This is a genomic window from Flavobacterium reichenbachii (assembly GCF_002217435.1).
In the GTDB taxonomy this organism is placed as follows: domain Bacteria; phylum Bacteroidota; class Bacteroidia; order Flavobacteriales; family Flavobacteriaceae; genus Flavobacterium; species Flavobacterium reichenbachii.
In genome coordinates this window covers 25528-47456 of the sequence record NZ_MUHF01000001.1, presented here as the reverse complement: position 1 = coordinate 47456, position 21929 = coordinate 25528, and the positions used below count along the sequence as shown (strand labels likewise).

Below are 21929 nucleotides of genomic sequence, written 5' to 3'. Positions count from 1 at the left end.
TCATGGCGATTAAAGTAACAATGCCTCGTTTGAGCGATACTATGACGGAAGGAACGGTAGCGACTTGGTTAAAAAAAGTAGGCGACAAAATTAGCGAAGGAGATATCTTAGCTGAAATTGAAACAGATAAAGCAACAATGGAGTTCGAATCTTTTAACGAAGGAACTCTTTTACATATCGGAATTCAGGCTGGAGAAACTGCTCCAGTTGATTCACTATTAGCAATCATTGGTAATGAAGGAGAAGATATTTCGGCTCTTTTAGCTGGTGGTGATGCTCCTGCTGCTAGTCCAGAAGCTTCTGCACCAAAAGCGGATGCTCCTGCTGCTGAAGCAAAAACTGAAACTGCTGCTCCTGCTAAAGCAGCAACTGAATTACCTAAAGGTGTTGTAGTAGTAACTATGCCACGTTTGAGTGATACAATGACTGAAGGTACAGTGGCAACTTGGTTAAAAAAAGTTGGAGATGCTGTAGCAGAAGGTGATATTTTAGCAGAAATTGAGACAGACAAAGCTACAATGGAGTTTGAGTCTTTCAATGCTGGTACATTATTATACATCGGAATTCAAGAAGGAAATACTGCTCCTGTTGACAGCTTATTAGCTATCATTGGACCTGCAGGAACTGACATTTCTGGAATTGCTGACAATTATACTGCCGGAGGCGTTGCACCTGTAAGTGCTCCTGCTGCCGAAGAAACAAAAGCTGCTCCAGCTGCTGAAAAAGCACCGGAAGCCGTTGCTGAAACTTCAAACGGAAGAGTTTTAGCTTCACCTTTAGCTAAAAAAATTGCTTCTGATAAAGGAATTCAATTAAACCAGGTTAAAGGATCTGGAGAAAATGGACGTATCGTAAAAAGCGATATCGAAAACTTTACACCAGCTGCACAGGCACAACCTGCTGCAAAAACTGATGCAAAACAAGAGACTGCTGCACCAGCTGCTCCAAAAGTTTTTGTTCCTGCAGGAGAAGTTTTCACAGAAGAGATCAAAAACTCTCAAATGCGTAAAATTATTGCAAAACGTCTTGCTGAATCATTATTTACTGCACCTCACTACAACTTAGTGATCGAAGTAAGCATGGACGATGCAATGGCTGCAAGAGCAACTATCAATACTGTTCCGGACACGAAAGTATCTTTTAACGATATGGTAATTAAAGCTTGTGCTTTAGCATTGAAAAAACATCCAAAAATTAACTCTCAGTGGAAAGAAGATGCTATCATAATTAACCACCACGTAAATATTGGTGTTGCTGTAGCAGTAGAAGACGGATTGGTAGTTCCTGTATTGAAATTTACAGACGCTATGAGTTTATCTCAAATTGGTGCTTCGGTAAGAGATTTAGCAGGAAGAGCTAAAAACAAAAAATTAGGCCCTCAGGAAATGGAAGGAAGTACTTTTACAGTATCTAACCTTGGAATGTTTGGTATTACTGAATTCAATTCAATTATCAACCAGCCAAACTCTGCTATCCTTTCTGTAGGTGCAATTGTTGAGAAACCAGTCGTTAAAAACGGTCAGATTGTAGTTGGAAACACTATGATGTTATCATTAGCTTGTGACCACAGAACAATTGACGGTGCAACTGGCGCTCAATTTTTACAAACACTAAAACAATACATCGAAAGCCCAGTTACAATGTTGGCATAATTTCAATGTCAGCCTGAGCCAAGCTTAAGGTATTTATAATAAAATCCCGTTTTGTTTATTCAAAACGGGATTTTTTGTTTAATTTTCATCCCAAATTCAATACTTCATAACATGAAAAAACTAATCATTGCAGTCTTATTTCTGACAGCAATTGCCTGCCAGAAAAAAGAGCAAACCGAAAAAATAGCTGCCGTTATTGACGAACACAGCTACTCTAAACCAGAACTTGCAGTTGTAAAACATTTGGATCTTGACATTAAAGTTGATTTTGAAACGCAGACTATTTCTGGAAAAGCTTCTTGGACAATTGACAATAGCAGCAAAGGAAATGAAATCATTTTTGACGAAAATACTCTTAACATTACCAAAGTAACTTTAGGTGATGACGAAAAGGAAACAAAATTCGAATTAGGTACAAACGTGGAATTTCATGGAAAACCACTTCATGTTACCATCGAACCTAATACAACTAAAGTAAATATCTACTACAGCACAACAAAAGATGCTGTTGCTTTGCAATGGTTAAAACCGGAACAAACTGCTGACAAAAAGAAACCGTTTCTTTTCTCTCAAGGAGAAAGCATTTGGTCCCGTACTTGGATTCCGTGTCAGGATTCACCGGGAGTTCGTTTTACTTATAATGCAAAAGTTACGGTTCCAAAAGATTTATTAGCGGTAATGAGCGCTGTAAATCCACAGAAGAAAAATGATACAGGAGTTTATACTTTTAAACAAGATAAAGCAATCCCTTCTTATTTAATGGCTATTGCTGTTGGAGATATTGAATTTCAATCTATCGACAACAGAACCGGAGTTTACGCAGAACCATCTATGTTGAAAAAATCAGCTTGGGAATTTGCTGAACTTGGAAAAATGGTTGTGGCCGCCGAAAAGCTTTATGGACCTTATCGCTGGGGACGTTATGACGTTTTGGTTTTACCTCCAAGTTTCCCGTATGGCGGAATGGAAAATCCAAACCTAACTTTCTTAACTCCCGGAGTTATTGCAGGAGACCGTTCATTGACAAGTTTGTTAGCGCACGAATTAGGTCACAGCTGGAGCGGTAACTTAGTAACCAATGCGACTTGGGATGATATTTGGCTAAACGAAGGTTTTACAACTTATGTTGAACACCGAATTGGCGAAGCAATCTTTGGCAAAAAAGAATTTGAAATGCAAAACGTGATCACTCGTAAAGAATTGATCGATAACGTAGCAGAATATGGTGATACAAATCCGGATACAAGATTAAAAGTCAGCTTGACTGGAAGAAATCCGGATGATGGAATCAGTCAAATTCCATATGTAAAAGGATATGCTTTTTTAAGAGTTATTGAAAATGCCGTTGGGCGCGAAAAATTTGATTCGTTTATCAAAAATTATTTTGATTCGCATGCTTTCAAATCAATTACAACAGAAGATTTTGTGAAATATTTAAACGAAAATCTAATCAAAGATGACAAAGCTTTAGCAGATAAAATAAAATTAGACGACTGGATTTACAAGCCTGGGATTCCATCAAACATTACTCCGGTAAGTTCAGCGGATTTTGATGCTATCGATGCTATCCAAAAAAACTGGAGAGAAACTGGTGTTGCAGGTTTGAGTAAAAAAATTACAACAACCGCAGAAAAACAGCATTTTATAGATCATCTTCCAGCTGATATTACAGTAAAAGAGATGGAAGCAATTGACAAAGAATTCAACTTTACAAAAGGCGGAAACTTCATTATCAAACGTCAATGGTTTGTTCAGGCAATTCGTCATCAATACAAAACTGCAAATCCTGCAATCGAGCAATTTTTAATTGGAATTAGCAGAACTGGATCTGTAATGATGCTTTATAAAGAAATGGCAAAAACTCCGGAAGGAAAAGTTTGGGCGAAACAGATTTTTAACAAAGCTAAATCTGGTTATCATGCTACAACGATTCAGGCTGTTGAAGGTATTTTGAAATAAGTTCTTCAAGAATATAATTTTAAAAATAGGTTGTCCTTGAAGGGACAACCTATTTTTTTTACATATTGCTTGTCATTTCGTAAGGAGAAATAAAACTCATAAATCGATAAAGATTAGAGAATTTCTGTGGGTGATTTTCTCGTTCCTCGAAATGACAAGATTACGGAAGTGGTTGGTGAGGAACTTTGTCAAAGTTTGAAACTTTGACAAAGTTGATTACACACAAAGTCTGTCATTCCTCACAAATAAACAAAAACATTATTGTGAAAACGAATGCCCTAGCCCAGATTGAAGTGGAAAGCCCGGAACTCAAAAACCTGATTTTCTTGCCAGAAAACAGCGACTCCCGAGGCTTCGGGAGAAGCTCGTTTTATGGTTTAGAAAAATCAGGTTTTTGTCCCGATAGCTATCGGGATGAAACGGAAAGCTGGATCAGCTCCTAAAAAAAGTCAGGGAAAATTGTCCACCACATAGCGTAAATTCTCCATGTTCTAAAATCTGTAATCGTTGCAACTTTGTAATGTCAAAAGACAACAAATAATTATAACTTAAAAATTAAATAAAATGACACGATTAACAGCATTAAACCCAGAAGAAGTTACAGGAAAAACTAAAGATTTATTCAACGCTGTACAGGCAAAATTAGGCGTAGTTCCGAATATGATGAGAACAATGGGAAATTCTCCTGCGGTATTAGAAGGATATTTAAATTTAAGCGGTGCTTTAAGCCACGGAAAATTAAGTGCAAAAACAGGAGAACTTATCGCCTTAGCAGTTTCTGAAAGTAATTCTTGTGATTATTGTTTAGCCGCTCACACTTTTATTGGTGAGAAATTAGTAAAAGCAGATCCGGAAGTATTACACAATGCCAGATCAGGAAATGCAGCTGATGAAAAAACAGCAGGAATTTTACAATTTGCAAAAACATTAATCAGCAAAAACGGATTAGTAAATGATCAGGATGTTGCTGCAGTAAGAAATGCTGGCGCAACAGATGCAGAAATTTCAGAAATTATTGCTCACGTAGGATTGAATGTATTTACAAACTACTTTAACAATACAGCAAATACAGAAATTGATTTTCCTGTGGTTCAGGCTGTATAATTTCAAAAAAAACAACACAACAACTCCCTAAAGATAGTTATGATTCATTTCATAACTATCTTTATCTTTACCTAAACAATTCAGATTATGAGCAATCAGAACGCTTTTACCTTAATAAATCCACAAAATGGAAATCTTGCTTTTAAACTTCTTTCATTCGAAGACAACAGTCATTTTGACCATATTCAGCGTAATAATTATTTTTCTCTGATTTGGGTTAACAGAGGAAATGGAAAAGTAAAAGCCGATTTTGCAGAACATCAGTTTGAAGAAGGTTCGCTCCTCGCCTTTTCTCCCTATCAGCCCTTTATGATTTGTACAAAAGAAGATATTGAGGGAATTGCAATTCATTTTCATCCCGATTTTTACTGCATCCATATGCATCAAAAAGAGGTTTCGTGCAACGGAGTTTTGTTTAATAATGTTTATCAGCCTCCATTTACACGAATTACAGATCAGGCAAAAGCTACGTTTCAGATGGTTATTGACCAAATGAAAACCGAAATACAAAATGCAGAATTAGCCCAATACGAACTATTGATTTCGTATCTGAAAATCTTTTTAATTACTGCATCACGATTAAAAAACGAACAATTAGAAGAATCAAAATCGACTCCGGATTCTAAAGAACCATTTATTTTACAGAATCTAAAAGACGCTATTGAAGATCATTTTAAAACCAAACATTCTGCCGGAAATTATGCCGATTTATTAAATATTTCGCCTAAAGCCTTGGCAAAATTATCTAAGAATTATTTCAACAAAACCCTTACAGATCTTATTGCAGAGAGAATTATTATTGAAGCAAAAAGAGAATTGTATATGACGAATAAAACCATAAAAGAAATTGCATACGAATTAGGCTATGATGACGAGCATTATTTCAGCCGATTCTTTAAAACCAATGCAGATGTTTCGCCTCAATTGTATCGTGAAACAGTAGGATTTGGAAAAATGGTTTAATTTTTATTTTTCGCCTCGATCCATTTAGACATGTATTTGGTACTTTTTAAAGTATGATGTTGCAGCAGACTTCCCATAAAATTGTGCAGACGATGATTTTCTGAATCATTCATTAAATCATTTACAGTATTTACTAAAATCGAAGCAAATTTATCTTTCTGATAACATTCATTTACGATAGCAATTCCGTTTTTTTGAGATTGCTCCCAAAGATTTTTATCTTGATATAACGTTACGGCTTGTTTAGCAAAAAGTTCTATATCATTAGTAATAAAACCATTCCAAGGCAAATCGGCATGCATTGCTTCTGCACCTATTTCTGTTGTTAGACTTGGAGTTCCGCATTGCATGGCTTCTAAAAGTTTACCTTTAAGACCTGCGCCAAACCGAATTGGAGCCAAAACTACTTTTGCTTTTTTTACAATTTCATTTGCATCAGAGGCTCTTCCCATAATAAAAAATCCATTCTTAGGCTGGTGTAATTGCAAAACTTTTTGTGATGGGTATGCACCGTAAACCTGCAAAACAGCTTCAGGAAATTCTTTTCTAATCAAAGGCCAGATACTTTCTTTTAAATGCTGAACAGTATTCCAATTGGGCTCGTGAAGAAAATTTCCGATAAAAACAAAACTCTCACGTTGTTCAAATAATGGCAAATTCAGAAGATCGCTTTCATCCATTTCATCTGTTAAAAAAGGAAGATAAAACAACAATCTACAATTGATTTTAAAAATATTATTTAGAATTTTCATTTCAAATTCTGAAATAATCAAAGACAAATCACACCTCAAAACACTAGCAATTTCACGTTTGGCAACTTCTTCAGACAATAAATCCTGAAGTTCAAAAATTCTGTTTTCTTTAAAAGCTTTCTGTCTTGCTGTCCTTAAGCAATGTAAATCTTCTGTATCTAAAACACGAATTGCTTTTGGGCAATTTTCTGCAACACGCCATCCGAACTGCTCTTCAATCATAAAACGATCAAACAAAACAACATCTGGATTTAATTGAATTATAAAATCATCAAAACTGGAATTATTTAATTCGATCGATTTTTTTTCAACTCCAAATACAGACAAATCCACCATAAAATCACTGTCCAGAGCCGGGCTTGCAAATGTAACTTCAAATCCATCTTCCTTAAAAACAGCTATTAACTGCATCATTCTACCACCGGCTGCAGACGAATTTGGTTCGGGCCAGACAAAACCAATTATTAAAAGTTTTTTTGTTTGATTCATTTTGATTCTTTGAACTGCAAAATAATGCATTTTAGGCGTAATTACACGATGTTTCCTGATTTTAGGAGATAAAAAAGACTAATTTTGCAAAATATAAAATCTGCAATAATTATGTTAGGATTAAAATTGGCCACGGATCCACGCTGGGTAAATATAGTCGAATCAAATATCGAAGAAATTTTGACGGATCATGCTTGGTGCGAACAAAAAGCCGCTTCGAACGCAATAAGTTTAGTTACGTATAACTCTGAACTAGAGGAATTAGTAACAGAAATGCTGGTAATTGCAAGAGAAGAATTAGAGCATCTGCAGATGGTGCATGATATAATCAAGAAGAGAGGCCTGACTTTGGGGCGCGAAAGAAAAGATCATTATGTAAATGAACTTTTTAAGTTTATGAAGAAAGACGGAAGTCGTAAAGACGCTCTCTGCGATCGTTTACTATTTTCTGCAATGATCGAAGCAAGAAGCTGCGAACGTTTTAAGGTGCTTTCTGAAAATATAAAAGACGAAGAACTGGCAAAATTTTATCGTGATTTAATGATTTCTGAAGCCGGGCATTACACCACATTTTTAGGATTTGCCAGAAAATATACAGACAATATCGATATTGACAAACGCTGGAAAGAGTGGATTGAATATGAAGGTTCGATTATTACAAATTATGGGAAAAGTGAAACCGTTCACGGCTAACTTTTTTACCATTTTACCATCTTTACTTTATAAAATTCAATTTTAACAAATTTGTTATGTCAAAAAATAAATCCAAATCGATCGTATTTAAAATTGCTAAATACGTCGGAATAACGTTTGCCGTTATTTTAGGATTGTTGTTTTTAACCCCAATCGTTTTTGCAGATCAAATTAAGGAACAAATCAAAAAAACGGCTAACGAAAGGTTAAGCGCCGAATTAAATTATTCTGATGTTTCTGTTTCTTTCTTTCGCCATTTTCCATCATTAACTTTAACCTTAAATGATCTAAAACTAAACGGATCAGCACCTTATAAAGATCAGCAATTTATTACCGCAAAAGAGGTCTCTTTTGGTATAGACGTTGCTAGTTTAATCTTTAGTAAATCGGTTAAAATTGACCAGATTTATCTTTCTGATTCGTCTATCAATATAAAAGTAAACGAAAAAGGGGAAGCCAATTATAACGTTTACAAATCATCTGCGCAGACTCCAAAAACAAAAGACAGCACTGATACCGCCTTGAAACTGGAAAGAATAGAGATTATAAACAGTAAAATTGTTTATGATGATCAATCTACTAAAGTCCATTTTGATGCTCTTAGTTTCAATTATCTGGGAAAAGGAAACTTAGATAAAGCCATTTTCGATTTGTACTCAAAAGCTAAAATTGAAAAATTAAATATTGTTTATGATGGCGAACCGTATTTAATGAACAAACAAATTGATGCCGACTTAATTACTAAGGTTAATGTCAATTCTCTATCTTTTGTCTTCGAACAAAACAACTTAAAAATCAATCAGCTTTTGGTCGATTTTAAAGGAAAATTTGATTTCCTAAAAGATGGTTATAATATGGATCTTGTTTTAAAATCAGACAACAGCGACTTATACGATGTGTTTACTGCTTTTCCTCCCAAATATATTACCTGGCTTTCTAAAACAGAATTAAAAGGAAATACCAATCTTTTTTTAACTTTAAAGGGAAATTATATTGCGTCTCAGCATGTTGCTCCTGATCTAAATCTTGATTTAAAACTAGAAAACGGTTTTGTAAACTATAATAAAAGCCCATTTCCGGTTTCGAACTTAAATTTTGAGATTAAAACAACTGTTCCATCACTAAATCCAGACCTTTTAATTGTTGATGCTAAAAATTTATCTTTAAATGTCAATAAAGATTATTTAAAATCAACATTGTACATGAAAGGTTTAAATACGCCCGATATCAATGCTGATTTTAAAGCTAAAATTGATTTGGAAAAACTAAATAAAGGGCTTGGAATACCAGATTTAACTTTAAAAGGAAGTTTAATTGGAGATGTTACTGCAAAAGGAAAATTTGATCAAAAAAACAAACTTTTTCCCGTTACAAAAGGAAATATTGATTTAAAAAATGGATATTTAAAAACGAAATATTATCCAAATGCAATTACCAAAATTGCTTTAAATGCAAAAATTGAGAATCAAAAAGGAACTTTCAAAGATTTAAAAATCAACCTTAAACCAGCACAATTTACCTTTGAAGGAAAACCTGTTTTTGTAGAAGCTGCTCTGAGCGATTTTAATGATTTAAATTATGATATTAAAGCAAGAGGAGAACTTGATGTTAATAAAATATACAAAGTTTTCTCTCACGACGGCCTAAATTTAGATGGCTACGTAAAAGCTGATCTGGCTCTGAAAGGCAGACAAAGTGATGCCGAAAAAGGGAATTACAGCAAACTAAACAATAAAGGAACTCTGGAACTTAGAAACATTGGAATTGCTTCTGAATACTTTCCTCAAAAATTTGTAATTAAAGAAGGTATTTTCAAAATCAATCAGGATAAAATGACCTTCAATAACTTTTTGGCCGCTTACGGACAGTCTGATTTTACCATGAATGGTTATTTGCAAAATGTTTTTAATTATGCAACAAGCAAAACAGGCATTTTAAGAGGTTCTTTTAAAGTCTCGGCGCGATATATCAATATTGATGAGTTTATGTCGAAAACAACAGCTGATGCTTCTGTAACACAGCCTGAAATTCAAAATAAAACCGAAACAAAACAAACTGGAGTAATTATAATTCCAGCTAATTTGAATCTGCAGTTTACAGCAAATGCTCAAAAAGTAAATTTCGATAAATTGAACATTCAAAATGCTGCTGGAAATTTAAAAATGAATAATGGCAGACTAACCATGCAGAATACTGGTTTTAATCTGATTGGGTGCAGTGTGACAATGAATGCTAATTATCAAGCTGTAACACCACAAAAAGCAAATTTTGATTATGCTGTTAAGGCAAGCGATTTTGACATAAAAAGAGCTTATAATGAAATTGATGTTTTCAAAAAAATGGCCAGTGCAGCTGAGAAAGCACAAGGAATTGTTTCTTTGGATTATCAGCTAAAAGGAAGATTAAACGGAAACATGGAACCTGTTTATCCGTCTCTTGCGGGTGGAGGAACGCTTTCTATAAAGAATGTAAAAGTTAGAGGTTTAAAGATGTTTAACGCTGTAAGCAAACAAACCAGTTCTGAAGCAATGAAAAATCCTGATCTTTCTAAAGTTGATATTAAAACAACAATCAAAAATAACATCATGACCGTTGAGCGCTTTAAATTTAAATTTGCAGGCTTTAGACCAAGAATAGAAGGAACAACAAGTCTGGATGGTAAATTAAATTTGAAAATGCGTTTGGGACTTCCTCCTCTTGGAATCTTCGGAATTCCAATGACGGTAACCGGAACTCAGGATAATCCAAAAATAAAAGCAGGAAGAAAAACAGAAGACTTAAAAGAAACTGTTGATACAGAATAAAAAATCAATTCCAATTCTGCTTCTTATTTAATAAAACAATTACAGCCTTTATCAAAGTTTAAAACTTTAATAAAGGCTGTTCTTTTATAGTGAGCAAAATTTTCAATATAAATTCATTATCCTGCATACAATACCTGAGAAACATATAATATGCCTTTGGCCAGAAGCCACAACAATACTGCCATACCTAAGAAGCCCCAGGTCCACGTGTTTCGTTTTTTCCAGCTATTAAAAAAAGTTGGTATTTCCCAATATTTTATTACTGCAAAGACACTTATCCCAACCAGCGATACCCAGATTATTTCGCCAGACTTTGTCTGAAAACCATAGAACAAAGTAGCGGCCAAAAAAGCTGTGGTAATTAATTGCTGATAATAATAATTTTGATACCTGTTTCTAAGGTTTATTTTTAATGATAATATTAAAAATGATATAATTAATAAAATTATTAATGCTGTTATTATATACAAAAAAATAGGATTTAACAGCCCTATAAGCAATCCTAAAATTAATAAAGCTAAAACTGTACACGCCGCAAGAGAATAAACTGCTCTCTCGATTCGCTCATCTTTAAAAGGAATCAGAAGTGGAGAAATATATTTTTCTAAAGTACGCCAGAAAGGCATAGCACAAATAGTTGCTAATACCGAAACAACGATTTCATAATTATAAAACGTATCATTTGGAACTTTATATAATACATACAAAAGAGCAATACTAACTATGATTGCGGGAAAACAAATTGTTTTAACAGTTAACCATTTGTCATTTTTCCAGAAGTTATTATTTATTTCAAAAATATATTTATGCACCAAATATTTTTTGGTAAAAATAGCCGTTGATTGACTCCATAATAAGAACAAACCAATATGTATCACTATTGTTCTCATAAACATATCTTCGATAAGGTATCCAAAAGCAATACAGGCAATTCCGATTAACAATAATTCGTAAGTCAGTAAAATTGCCGAAAATAAAAGTCTGAATAGAGGAGCAAACTGCCTGATTAATATATCAATGAGTAAATTCCAATAATTACGCAACAAACCTATTACTGCACAGATTGCAATAAATGCTGCCGCATACAACATCCAATTGGTAAATGATTGTGCCTGCATCCAGAGTTGAACAGACGAGTTTTTTGCTGGTTTATAAAGGACATTAGAATTTATAAAAACCTCATTCGCCAATTTATCTCTAAGTCTATCATTAAATGCCGGAAACTGATTTTTATGTTTCAGCCAATAATGTGAGGCATCAGAACTATTTTGCTGTAATACGGAAAACTCGTAGAGTATCTTTTTTTGCGCGTCATTTAACCGAACTATTTCGCTTGCAACAGTAGTATCTTTTTCAGCATGGTTTTCTTTTGCATATATACTAATACAAAAAAGAAGCAGGAATATTATTTTTCTCAAAATTGAATAAATTAATCAATCAAAAATACAAATAATTAAATTTAATCTGCAAGTACGTTAAATTGCTTCGTCTCAATTAGCAAATAGTTATAAAACAAAAAACCCGATCTTTTCAGAACGGGTTTTGTAAATAAGTGATCTTAATGATTATGCTTCGAATGGAAGGATAGATACATAAGATTTGTTATCTCTTTTCTTTTGGAACTTAACAACTCCAGCTACTCTTGCGTGTAGTGTGTGATCTTTACTAATGTAAACATTTTCACCTGGATTGTGTTTTGAACCTCTTTGTCTAACGATGATGTTCCCAGCAATAGCAGCTTGACCACCAAAAATCTTAACGCCTAAACGTTTTGATTCTGATTCTCTACCATTCTTCGAACTACCGACACCTTTCTTGTGAGCCATGACGTATAAGTTTAAATATTGTTATTATTCTTTAGTAGCTTCTTTTTTTGCTTTTGGAGCTGCTGCTTTTTTTGCTTTTGGAGCTTCAGCTTCTTCAGATACTGCTGTATCTTCTGCTACAACCGCTTTTTTAGCTGCTGCTTTTTTAGTTCCACCTGCTGCAGTAATACCTTCAATTACAATTTGAGTAAGATATTGTCTGTGACCATTTCTTTTTTTGTATCCTTTTCTTCTTTTCTTTTTGAAAACGATAACTTTATCACCTTTTAAGTGTTGTAACACTTTAGCTTCTACTGAAGCACCTTCTATAGCTGGGGCGCCTAAAGTTACGCTTCCGTTATCGTCTAATAAAAGAACTTTGTCAAAAGAAATTTTTGAACCTTCTTCATTAGCCAAACGGTTAACATAAACCTTTAAGTCTTTGCTTACTTTAAATTGTTGCCCTGCTATCTCTACGATTGCATACATACCAAATTGATTTATTGATTTTTAAGGTTGCAAATATACAATTAATAATTTATTGTGCAATATCTAATTTTAAAAATATTTTTATCCCGTTAAAGTCTGTTTTTAAGGCCTTTTAACTCTTCTAAAACATCTTCCAGAGCTAAAACACTGTTAAAATACACTCAAAATAGTGTCAATCTTAAATAGATGGTTAAAAAAAGTTATTTTTGATGTAACTAAAATCAATCCCTGGCAACCTACTCAATTAGGTAATTATAAATTATTAATCTTTATGAAAAATTCGATAATGATGTTAAGCGCAGCTCTAATGCTCGGCGGAGTGGCCCATGCTCAAAAAGTAGCTTTTGAAGAATACAATCTAGACAATGGAATGCATGTTATTCTGCACAATGATCCTTCTGCACCAGTTGTCATTACTTCTGTAATGTACCACGTAGGATCTAAGGATGAACGCCCGGACAGAACTGGTTTTGCGCACTTTTTTGAACATTTATTATTTGAAGGAACACAGAACATAAAGCGAGGTGAGTGGATGAAAATCGTAACGGCAAATGGCGGTGTAAACAATGCCAACACGTCTGACGACAGAACTTACTATTACGAAGTTTTTCCTTCTAACAGTCTGGAACTTGGTTTATGGATGGAATCTGAGAGATTAATGCATCCTATTATTAATAAAATTGGGGTTGAAACGCAAAATGAAGTTGTAAAAGAAGAAAAAAGAATGCGCTACGACAACCAGCCTTACGGAAATATTCTTCCTGAGGTAAAGAAAAACATGTTCAAAAATCATCCTTATCGCTGGACCACTATTGGCTCTATGAAAGATTTGGATGCTGCAACTCTTGAAGAATTTCAGGCTTTTAATAAAAAATTCTATACACCTAATAATGCAGTTTTAGTTGTTGCGGGAGATTTTGATAAAACAAAAACAAAAGAATGGATTCAGAAATATTTTGGACCAATTCCTAAAGGAGAAGTTGTAAAAAAACAAACTTATACAGAAGAGCCAATTACGCAGACTATCAAAGCAACGTATGAAGACCCAAACATTCAGATTCCAATGATTGTTGCCTCTTACAGAACGCCGTCAATGAAAACGCGAGATGCTAGAGTTTTAGACTTAATTTCTTCTTATCTGAGCGACGGAAAAAGCTCAAAATTATACAAAAAGATTGTTGATGATAAAAAAATGGCACTTCAGATTGGTGCTGTAGGTTTTAGTCAGGAAGATTACGGAACTTACATTTTGTATGGTTTACCAATGGCTGGATATACCTCTGCAGACATTTTAAAAGAAATGGATGAAGAAATTGTAAAAATTCAGACCGATTTGATTTCTGAAAAGGACTATAAAAAATTACAAAATAAATTCGATAATAATTTTGTGAACGCCAATTCGAATGTTGAAGGAATTGCAGAAAATCTGGCATCTTATTATTTACTGTACGGAGATGTAAATCTTATTAATACAGAAATTGATCTTTATCATTCTATTACAAGAGAAGAAATTAGAGAAGTTGCCAAGAAGTACCTTAACCCAAATCAACGCTTAATTTTAGATTATGTTCCTTCAACAAAAGTTCAAAACTAAGAATCGAATCATGAAAAATATACATACAGTTTTAATCCTTTTATTCCTAACTGGAATTATGCAAGCACAAGATCGTCCACAACCAAAACCAGGCAACCCGCCTGTAGTCAACATCAAAAAACCTCAAACATTTGTTTTGCCAAATGGAATGAAAGTTTTGATTGTTGAAAATCATAAACTGCCTAGAGTTAGTTTTAATCTGACACTAGACAATGCTCCTTTTACAGAAGGCAACAAAAAAGGTGTAGACGAATTAACCAGCAGTTTGATTGGTAACGGATCTAAAAAAACAAACAAAGAAGCCTTTAATGAAGAAATAGACTTTTACGGCGCAAATATTAATTTTACATCGCGCGGCGCTTATGCGAGTTCATTATCAAAATATTCCGGACGCGTTTTAGAACTTTTGGCCGAAGGTTCGTTACAGCCAAACTTTACTCAGACTGAATTTGATAAAGAAAAAGCAAAATTATTAGAAGGATTAAAAGCAGACGAAAAAAGCGTTCCTGCAATTGCCAATCGCGTTGTTGATGTTTTAGCTTTTGGAAGAAATCATCCTTCTGGAGAATATACTTCTGAGGAAACTGTAAAAAACGTAACTCTTGCAGATGTTCAAAATAATTACAATACTTATTTTGTTCCCGAAAATGCTTATTTAGTAATTATTGGAGACGTTAAATTTAAAGAAACAAAAACGGCTGTAGAAAAACTTTTTGGCGCATGGAAAAAACAAACTGCTCCAAAAAACAGTTATGCAGATCCTCAAAACGTTTCAAAACTTCAAATCGATTTTGTAGATGTTCCAAATGCGGTACAATCTGAAATCTCATTGGTTAATACTGTGAATTTAAAAATGAGCGATCCTGATTTTTTCCCCGCAGTAATCGCAAACCAAATTTTAGGCGGTGATTTTAATAGTTATTTAAACATGAATTTACGTGAGCAGCATGCCTGGACTTATGGAGCAAGCTCAAGTATTGGAAGCGGAAAATATGTTACAAAATTTAAGGCTTCTTCTGCTGTTAGAAATACCGTTACAGATAGTGCAGTAGTTGAATTTATAAAAGAAATTAAAAAAATCAGAACTGAAAAAGTTTCCGAAGATATCTTAAAAAATGTAAAAGCAGGATATATCGGCAGATTTGTAATGCAGGTAGAAAAACCACAGTCTGTGGCTCGTTATGCTTTAAATATTGAAACAGAAAAGCTTCCTGCTGATTTTTACGAAAAATACATCCAGACAATTAACAGTGTTACTCCAGAGGACATTTATCGTGTTGCCAACAAATATTTCCTTCTTGATAATATGCGAATTATAATTGCAGGAAAAGGAACAGATGTAGTAGCTGGTTTAGAAAAACTTCAGATTCCGATTTTCTATTTTGATAAATACGGAAATCCTACTGATAAGCCTGCAGTAGCATCAAAAGCAATTCCGGCGGGAATAACTGCCAAAACGGTTTTTGAAAATTACATTAAAGCAATTGGTGGCGAAAAAGCAGTTACGGCAGTAAAAACATTAGCGATGAACGGCAGCACTACTGTCCCTCAGGCTCCTGTGCCTTTAACTTTTACATCTAAATTAGATTCTAAAGGAAAAATGATGGTTTCTCTTTCTATGGGAAGCATGAATTTGATGAAACAAGTGGTGAATGACAAAGGTGCTTACATCGAACAACAAGGTCAGCGTAAAAATTTAGAAGGCAACGATTTAGCCGAAATGAAAGCTAATGCAGCTCCTTTTGAAGAACTTGTGTTAAGAAAAAGAACTGATTTAAAAGTCGACCGAATAGAACCTGTAAATGGAAGCGATGCATATGTAATTAAAGACGGTAAAACAACATATTTCTATGATGTTAAATCTGGCCTGAAAACTGCTGAAGCCAAAGATAGAGAACAAGGCGGTAAATCAGTTTCTCAAATTACAAACTTCAATGATTATAAAGAAGTAAAAGGTGTAAAAGTTCCTTTCAACCTAATTCAAAACGTTGGTTTTGAGTTGGATATTAAAATGTCTGACATTAAAATTAACGAAGGAGTTTCTGACGGAGATTTTTTATAAAATAAGATACTAAGATTCTAAGTCTCTAAGATTTTAAAAGCTTTGTCAAAGTTTTAAACTTTGACAAAGCTTTATTTTTTAGCAGACAGATACACTCCAATCAAAATAACGAAAGCGCCAAAAAACTGAATTGGTGTCAGCATTTCATTGTCTAACAACCCCCAGAAGAATGCTACTATCGGAATTAAATAAGTTACTGATGTTGCAAATACCGGAGACGACATTTGTATCAATTTAAAAAACACCACATTTGCAATTCCGGTTCCTAAAACGCCTAAGATCATTACAAACAAAATAGAATGCTGTGCGGTTTCAAAATGTATTTTTTGTCCAATATCTGTAGTACTCAAAATAATTAGAGCAGGAAGAAGTAAAACAGCAAAATTTCCTGTTGTAATACTAAGAGAATTTAAATCTGATAAATGTTTCTTGATTAAATTTACATTTACAGCATAACAAAGTGTTGCAATTACAACCAAAAGAACATAGTAATAATTTTGTCCAGGATGTGCCGATGCGCCGCTCAAAACCAATAATAAACAGCCAACAAGTCCTATAAAAACTCCTATAACCTGTTTTTGCTGAAACTGAAGTCCAAAAAACAAGATTCCCAAAACCAATGTGTTTAGAGGCGTAAGCGAATTTAAAATAGCCACAATAGAACTATCAACTTGTGTTTCTGCAATTGCAAAAAAGAAAGCAGGAATCCCAGTTCCAAAAACCGAAGTTAAAGCAATATATTTCCATTGGTGACGGGAAATTTTCTTTAAACTTTTAAAACCAATAATCAGCAAAAACAAACCTGCAAAGATAATTCGGAACGAACCGACCTGAATTGCCGTTAAACCAACTAAACCTCTTTTAATTAAAATAAAAGAACTTCCCCAAATTAGCGAAAGCACAAATAAATAAATCCACTTTAATTGTCTTGCATCCATAATTGATATTTTACCACAAATTTGTACTATTTTTATCAATTGACCGCTTGATTTTTATTAATTTTGCTATGAAAATGTTGACAATCTAAAAATTATATATAATGAAATTTACAAAAATCATAGCTGCATTAGCAATTGCGGGTTTAGTATTTACAAGCTGTAAAAAAGAAGAAGATAAAAATCTGGCTAATATAAAACCCTTAGAAACAACTTCTAAAGAACATAAAGCAATCACAGCTGAAAATGTACAGACAGCCAGTTTCGAAATCAAAGGAATGACTTGTGCAATGGGATGCGCTAAAACGATCGAAAAAGAATTATCTAATCTTGAAGGAGTTGAAAAAGCTGCAGTTGATTTCGATAAAAAAACAGCAACTGTTACTTTTGACAAAACCATTCAAAATCAAGAATCTTTAACTAAAATTGTTCAGGAAACAGGAGATGGAAAAACTTACAAGGTTTCGAACTTCAAATCTTAAGTTCTAAATTCAATAATTACAAAAGGCGCTCAATTTGAGTGCCTTTTTACTTTACATTTGTTAGAAAATAAAGAAATGAAAAAATTCGAATTGTATTGGAAAGATCTCAATATAGGATCGATTGTTGAAACCAACTGGGATATGAGAAGTTCTGGTGATATTTTGTTTAAGTTTGATTATTTGACTGAGCCATCTGAAAACAAACATTTGGCAGACTATATAAAATTCTCTATAAAATACAGCCTTTTATTAGACGAAGGAGTTGAAGAACCTGATATGTATTTAGCTGAAGAAGAAACAAAATTTCTTGATTTAATTATTGATACTACAGATTGGTATATTATTAATGAAAAAGGTGAAAAAAAGATAATTCTTTGTCCAATATTTCATGAAGATGATGCAGTAACCTGGATGACAGATCCGAAATACTTTTAATGACTTCTTACGCACTTTAATGATGAACAAAGAAAAATAAAACTATTACAAAAGGAAGCACAGCGGGTGTTTGGCTTTACTATCAATAAAGTTTAGAAATATCGAAAGACTTTCGCTGGGGCTAGAATATCATTAAGAACTCAAAAAATCCACATCCAAAAAAAAGAATCCAAATTGGATTCTTTTTTTTTATTTCCACTTCAAAGTTTCCATAAGCCTTTGCATATCATTTTTAATATAGCTCGCTGCCGGCATAACGGAGTCAAAATTGGGTTTCGCATAAAAATAAACAGAACCCGTTATAAAATGTTTTGTACTGTCTGTAACGTAAAACTGAGAGTTTGTAGCCGCATTTCCGTCAACTTGGTAAAACATTCCGTAAACCTTTTTTTCCGGGTTTAAATAAGGCTGTTCCAATATATCATCGGCTTTGATAACATGCTCGTATGTTAGTTTTTGAGCATCTTTCAGCAATTTATCTATATTATTATTTACAGGTTTATAAGTCAGGTAAATAGTTGCTTTCATTTTTGGATACGTGATCGTAAAACCGCATTCCTTTTCTCCTTTAATAATTGCCGATTCATTCATTTCAAATTCAAATGGGCAGCTATTTTCAAAATGAACATATTCTGCTTCCGGATAATCTAAGCGAAGAAAACTTCCCGGCTTAGGAAGCACATCATTTTTACAACTTAAAACAGTCAATGCCAGCAAAACTGACGCTATTGAAATTGTTTTTTTGAACATTTTATTCTATTGTTACTTTTATTTGTTTTACGCGCTTTTTATCTACTGTTTCTATTGTAAAAACACAGTTTTCAAAAGCTACCTTTTGATCTTTTTTGGGAAAATTACCCAGAATTTCAAGAATAAATCCAGCTAAAGTCTCGGCTTCTCCTTTTTGAGCTTCAAAAACATCTTCATCAACATCTATTATTCTATAAAAATCTTTCATATTAATTTTCCCTTCAAAGAGAAAATTCTTTTCATCTATTTGAGAGTAGTTTAAATTTTCGTCATCAAATTCATCACTTATATCTCCCACTATTTCCTCTATAACATCTTCCAGAGACACTAAACCAGATGTTCCTCCGTATTCGTCTACCACAATTGCCAAATGGCTTTTAAGACTCTGAAAATCCTTCAATAAATTATCAAGTTTTTTATTCTCAGGAACAAAAAAAGCTTTTCTCATCAAAGTCGGCCATTCAAATTCTTCTTTATCAATATAAGGCAGTAAATCTTTAACAAACAAGACACCTTCTATCTGATCAATATTATCTCGGTAAACCGGAATTCTGGAAAATCCTTTTTCTATAATCTTCGGACAAATTGACTGAAATGTTTCGGATATTTCCAAAGCAAAAATATCAATACGAGGACTCATAACCTGCTTGGTATCAGTATTACCAAAAGATACAATTCCTTCTAAAATCTTTTGCTCTTCGGTAGATGTTCCTTCAGAATCTGTAAGTTCCAAAGCCTGAGAAAGCTGGTTTATAGAAAAATTGTTTTTTTGTCTTCCTAATTTATTTTGCAAATATAATGTAAGACTGCGCATTGGCAGACTAATTGGAGATAGTAATTTATCTAAAAAAGCTAATGGATAGGCATAACGTTTGGCAAACTTTAGATTGTTACGGCTGGCGTAAACTTTAGGAAAAACTTCTCCAAATAATAATATAAGAAAGGTAACTACGGTAACTTCTAAAAGGAATTTTAAAGCTGGAGAATCAATATTAGAGAAAATATCCTGTCCTATAAAAGCGAATAAAATAACTACACCAATATTCAAAAAATTATTTGCTACAAGCAGAGTCGCTAAAAGCTTTTTGGGTCTATCTAAAAGCTGAGAAATAATTTTTCCTTTTGAAATATTTTCATGCAGTGCTTCGTCAATTTCTTTTTGAGTTAAAGAAAAAAGGGCAACTTCAGCACCTGAAACAATTGCCGACAAAAGCAGCAAGACAAATATCCCGACAAAACCTATTATTAAATGGCTGTCTAAATGGGTAGTTAAAAATAAACTGGGCTCCGGGTCCAAATTGTAAAAGATTAATTAAACGTATCAAAAAGGTAAATCGTTTATAGGTAAACCTTCATTTGCTGCGTCAAAGTTAGTGTTTTTTACTGATTCTGAATCGTTGTTCTGTTTATGGTTTACGGTTTCTTTTTTAGTTGTCAAGAAAGTAAATTCCGTTACCTGAATCTCGGTTGTGTATTTTGTTACGCCGTCTTCTGCCTGCCACTGACGTGACTTTATACGTCCCTCAACATAAATTTTATCTCCTTTAGAAAGGTATTTTTCACAAATTTCAGCTGCTTTATTTCGCACAACTAGATTATGCCATTCTGTAGAAGTAATCTTTTCATTAGTCGTTTTATTGATATAAACTTCATTTGTAGCCAGCTGAAAACGTCCAATACAATTCCCTCCATCAAAATAATGCATCTTTACATCATCGCCCAAATGGCCAATGAGCATCACTTTATTTAATGTTCCGTTCATAATTTTGGTGGTATTTCTATCAAAGATACATTTTTTTAGCAATTTATTTCCTGCTTTTCTATAAAATTGTAAATCACTATAGGAAAAGGAAAAGTTTTTAAATCTAATGCATTAACACCATTTTGTACTATTTCCTTTATTCTGACTTTCCAAAATTGAATATGAAGACGCTGATGCGAAAGTTTATGAATTACTGCCGACTCGCATTCTTCTATACCTAATATAGTATACGATGAAAAAATCTCCTCTTTCACGGCTTTTAAAACGAAATCAACATCAACGATTTTCTCAGTTTCCAGAAGAGGAAATTCATATAAATTATGCCAGATTCCTTTTGCCGTTCTTTTTTGAATTAAAGTATTTCCCGAAAAATCTTCAAGCACTATGTAATTAAAAAAGCGATTGGTCACTTTTATCTTTTTAGATTTAACCGGAAGCATGTTCACTTTCTTCTTTTGCAGTGCAACACAGCTTTCATTAAAAACACAAATTTCGCAATTCGGACTTTTAGGCACGCATTGCAATGCACCAAACTCCATTATGGCCTGATTAAAAATTGCTGGATTATCTTTGGGCATTAATTGAGCGGCCAGAGCTGTAAATTCTTTTTTTGAAGCAGGCAGTGCAATATCCGATTCAATATCAAAGTAGCGCGAAAGCACCCGAAAAACGTTTCCATCGACTACAGGAACTTCTTCATTATAAGAAAAAGAAGCAATTGCTGCTGCAGTATATTCGCCTACACCTTTTAATTTTAATAAATTTTTATACGAATCCGGAAATTTGCCGTCTAACTCATTAGCAACATATTGAGCCGTTTTATGAAGATTTCTAGCGCGAGAATAATACCCTAAACCCTGCCAAAGTTTCAAAACCTGCTCTTCTGAGGCATTTGCAAGATCAAATACAGTAGGAAATTCCTTTGTAAAAGCAAAAAAATACGGCATTCCCTGAGCGACTCTTGTCTGCTGCAGCATAATTTCTGACAGCCAAATATGGTACGGATTGACCGTATTTCGCCATGGTAAATCACGCTTGTTTTGTAAATACCAATTTATCAATATGTTATGAAAATCCATTGCAAAATACTTAGAATACAAAAGTAAATGTTTATGTAATTAAAATTTAACGAATTAGCTTGATTAATTATTTTTTTAATTCCTATATTTGCAAACTCAAAAAAATAGTACATCATTTAT

Annotated in this window: 20 protein-coding genes; 11 read left to right on the top strand and 9 right to left on the bottom strand. The window is 33.6% G+C overall.

The genetic code is table 11. The features are described 5' to 3' along the window. Window positions 1-2: 2 nt before the first annotated feature. The 5 genes from B0A68_RS00190 to B0A68_RS00175 all read left to right on the top strand — a co-directional run bounded on the left by B0A68_RS00190 (window position 3) and on the right by B0A68_RS00175 (window position 5678). A complete protein-coding gene (locus B0A68_RS00190) occupies window positions 3-1652 on the top strand; it encodes a pyruvate dehydrogenase complex dihydrolipoamide acetyltransferase (protein ID WP_035685961.1) in 1650 nt (549 codons plus the stop codon). A 111-nt stretch (window positions 1653-1763) separates the two neighbouring features. Further along, window positions 1764-3611: a hydrolase/aminopeptidase gene (locus B0A68_RS00185; RefSeq protein WP_035685963.1), complete on the top strand. Its 1848-nt coding sequence runs from the start codon at window positions 1764-1766 to the stop codon at window positions 3609-3611. Window positions 3612-3874: 263 nt separating this feature from the next. Next, window positions 3875-4054 (top strand): hypothetical protein, encoded by a 180-nt coding sequence (locus B0A68_RS24290; protein ID WP_123947460.1) that lies wholly within the window; start codon window positions 3875-3877, stop codon window positions 4052-4054. A 121-nt stretch (window positions 4055-4175) separates the two neighbouring features. Then, complete coding sequence (locus B0A68_RS00180; RefSeq protein WP_035685966.1) at window positions 4176-4715, top strand: carboxymuconolactone decarboxylase family protein; 540 nt, start codon at window positions 4176-4178, stop codon at window positions 4713-4715. 87 nt (window positions 4716-4802) lie between these two features. Next, window positions 4803-5678: a helix-turn-helix domain-containing protein gene (locus B0A68_RS00175; protein WP_035685970.1), complete on the top strand. Its 876-nt coding sequence runs from the start codon at window positions 4803-4805 to the stop codon at window positions 5676-5678. On the opposite strand, the gene B0A68_RS00170 is transcribed toward B0A68_RS00175, so the two are convergent. Beyond that, window positions 5675-6919 (bottom strand): glycosyltransferase, encoded by a 1245-nt coding sequence (locus tag B0A68_RS00170; RefSeq protein ID WP_035685973.1) that lies wholly within the window; start codon window positions 6917-6919, stop codon window positions 5675-5677. The genes B0A68_RS00175 and B0A68_RS00170 overlap by 4 nt on opposite strands. 111 nt (window positions 6920-7030) lie before the next feature. On the opposite strand from B0A68_RS00170, the gene miaE reads away from it, so the two are divergent. Further along, window positions 7031-7612, top strand: a complete 582-nt coding sequence (gene miaE / locus B0A68_RS00165; RefSeq protein WP_035685975.1) for a tRNA-(ms[2]io[6]A)-hydroxylase — start codon at window positions 7031-7033, stop codon at window positions 7610-7612. Between the two features lie 56 nt (window positions 7613-7668). Continuing rightward, on the top strand, window positions 7669-10416 hold the full coding sequence (locus tag B0A68_RS00160) for an AsmA-like C-terminal region-containing protein (RefSeq protein ID WP_035685978.1): 2748 nt from the start codon (window positions 7669-7671) through the stop codon (window positions 10414-10416). 116 nt (window positions 10417-10532) lie between these two features. On the opposite strand, the gene B0A68_RS00155 is transcribed toward B0A68_RS00160, so the two are convergent. The 3 genes from B0A68_RS00155 to rplU form a co-directional block, all read right to left on the bottom strand. Continuing rightward, window positions 10533-11834: a hypothetical protein gene (locus B0A68_RS00155; protein ID WP_240475259.1), complete on the bottom strand. Its 1302-nt coding sequence runs from the start codon at window positions 11832-11834 to the stop codon at window positions 10533-10535. A 147-nt stretch (window positions 11835-11981) separates the two neighbouring features. Next, complete coding sequence (gene rpmA, locus B0A68_RS00150; RefSeq protein ID WP_035685981.1) at window positions 11982-12242, bottom strand: 50S ribosomal protein L27; 261 nt, start codon at window positions 12240-12242, stop codon at window positions 11982-11984. Between the two features lie 24 nt (window positions 12243-12266). Next, window positions 12267-12710 (bottom strand): 50S ribosomal protein L21, encoded by a 444-nt coding sequence (gene rplU, locus B0A68_RS00145; protein WP_035685985.1) that lies wholly within the window; start codon window positions 12708-12710, stop codon window positions 12267-12269. 271 nt (window positions 12711-12981) lie between these two features. Between rplU and B0A68_RS00140 the strand changes: the two genes are divergently transcribed. Both B0A68_RS00140 and B0A68_RS00135 read left to right on the top strand, forming a co-directional pair. Beyond that, window positions 12982-14304: a M16 family metallopeptidase gene (locus tag B0A68_RS00140; protein WP_035688253.1), complete on the top strand. Its 1323-nt coding sequence runs from the start codon at window positions 12982-12984 to the stop codon at window positions 14302-14304. A gap of 10 nt (window positions 14305-14314) precedes the next feature. Then, entirely contained in the window at window positions 14315-16366 is a 2052-nt protein-coding gene (locus B0A68_RS00135; RefSeq protein WP_051892668.1) for a M16 family metallopeptidase, read from the top strand. A 71-nt stretch (window positions 16367-16437) separates the two neighbouring features. On the opposite strand, the gene B0A68_RS00130 is transcribed toward B0A68_RS00135, so the two are convergent. Next, a complete protein-coding gene (locus B0A68_RS00130) occupies window positions 16438-17304 on the bottom strand; it encodes a DMT family transporter (RefSeq protein ID WP_035685990.1) in 867 nt (288 codons plus the stop codon). Between the two features lie 101 nt (window positions 17305-17405). Between B0A68_RS00130 and B0A68_RS00125 the strand changes: the two genes are divergently transcribed. Beyond that, window positions 17406-17783, top strand: coding sequence for a heavy-metal-associated domain-containing protein (locus B0A68_RS00125; RefSeq protein ID WP_035685992.1), 378 nt, complete (start codon window positions 17406-17408; stop codon window positions 17781-17783). A 75-nt stretch (window positions 17784-17858) separates the two neighbouring features. Beyond that, complete coding sequence (locus B0A68_RS00120; protein WP_123947459.1) at window positions 17859-18218, top strand: hypothetical protein; 360 nt, start codon at window positions 17859-17861, stop codon at window positions 18216-18218. A gap of 189 nt (window positions 18219-18407) precedes the next feature. Here B0A68_RS00120 and gldD read toward each other — a convergent pair whose 3' ends face one another. Genes gldD through mutY form a run of 4 tightly spaced genes read right to left on the bottom strand, consistent with a single transcriptional unit; the run spans window position 18408 to window position 21809 of the window. Beyond that, window positions 18408-18968 carry a gliding motility lipoprotein GldD gene (gene gldD, locus B0A68_RS00115; RefSeq protein ID WP_035685996.1) on the bottom strand — a complete coding sequence of 187 codons (561 nt, stop codon included), beginning with the start codon at window positions 18966-18968 and terminating at the stop codon, window positions 18408-18410. Window position 18969: 1 nt separating this feature from the next. Beyond that, complete coding sequence (locus B0A68_RS00110; protein WP_035685998.1) at window positions 18970-20265, bottom strand: gliding motility-associated protein GldE; 1296 nt, start codon at window positions 20263-20265, stop codon at window positions 18970-18972. Window positions 20266-20289: 24 nt separating this feature from the next. Continuing rightward, window positions 20290-20730 carry a single-stranded DNA-binding protein gene (locus B0A68_RS00105; protein WP_035685999.1) on the bottom strand — a complete coding sequence of 147 codons (441 nt, stop codon included), beginning with the start codon at window positions 20728-20730 and terminating at the stop codon, window positions 20290-20292. Window positions 20731-20765: 35 nt separating this feature from the next. Next, the gene (gene mutY / locus B0A68_RS00100; protein WP_035686001.1) at window positions 20766-21809 is read right to left on the bottom strand and encodes an A/G-specific adenine glycosylase; all 1044 of its coding nucleotides are present in this window, start codon (window positions 21807-21809) and stop codon (window positions 20766-20768) included. Between the last annotated feature and the right edge of the window lie 120 nt (window positions 21810-21929).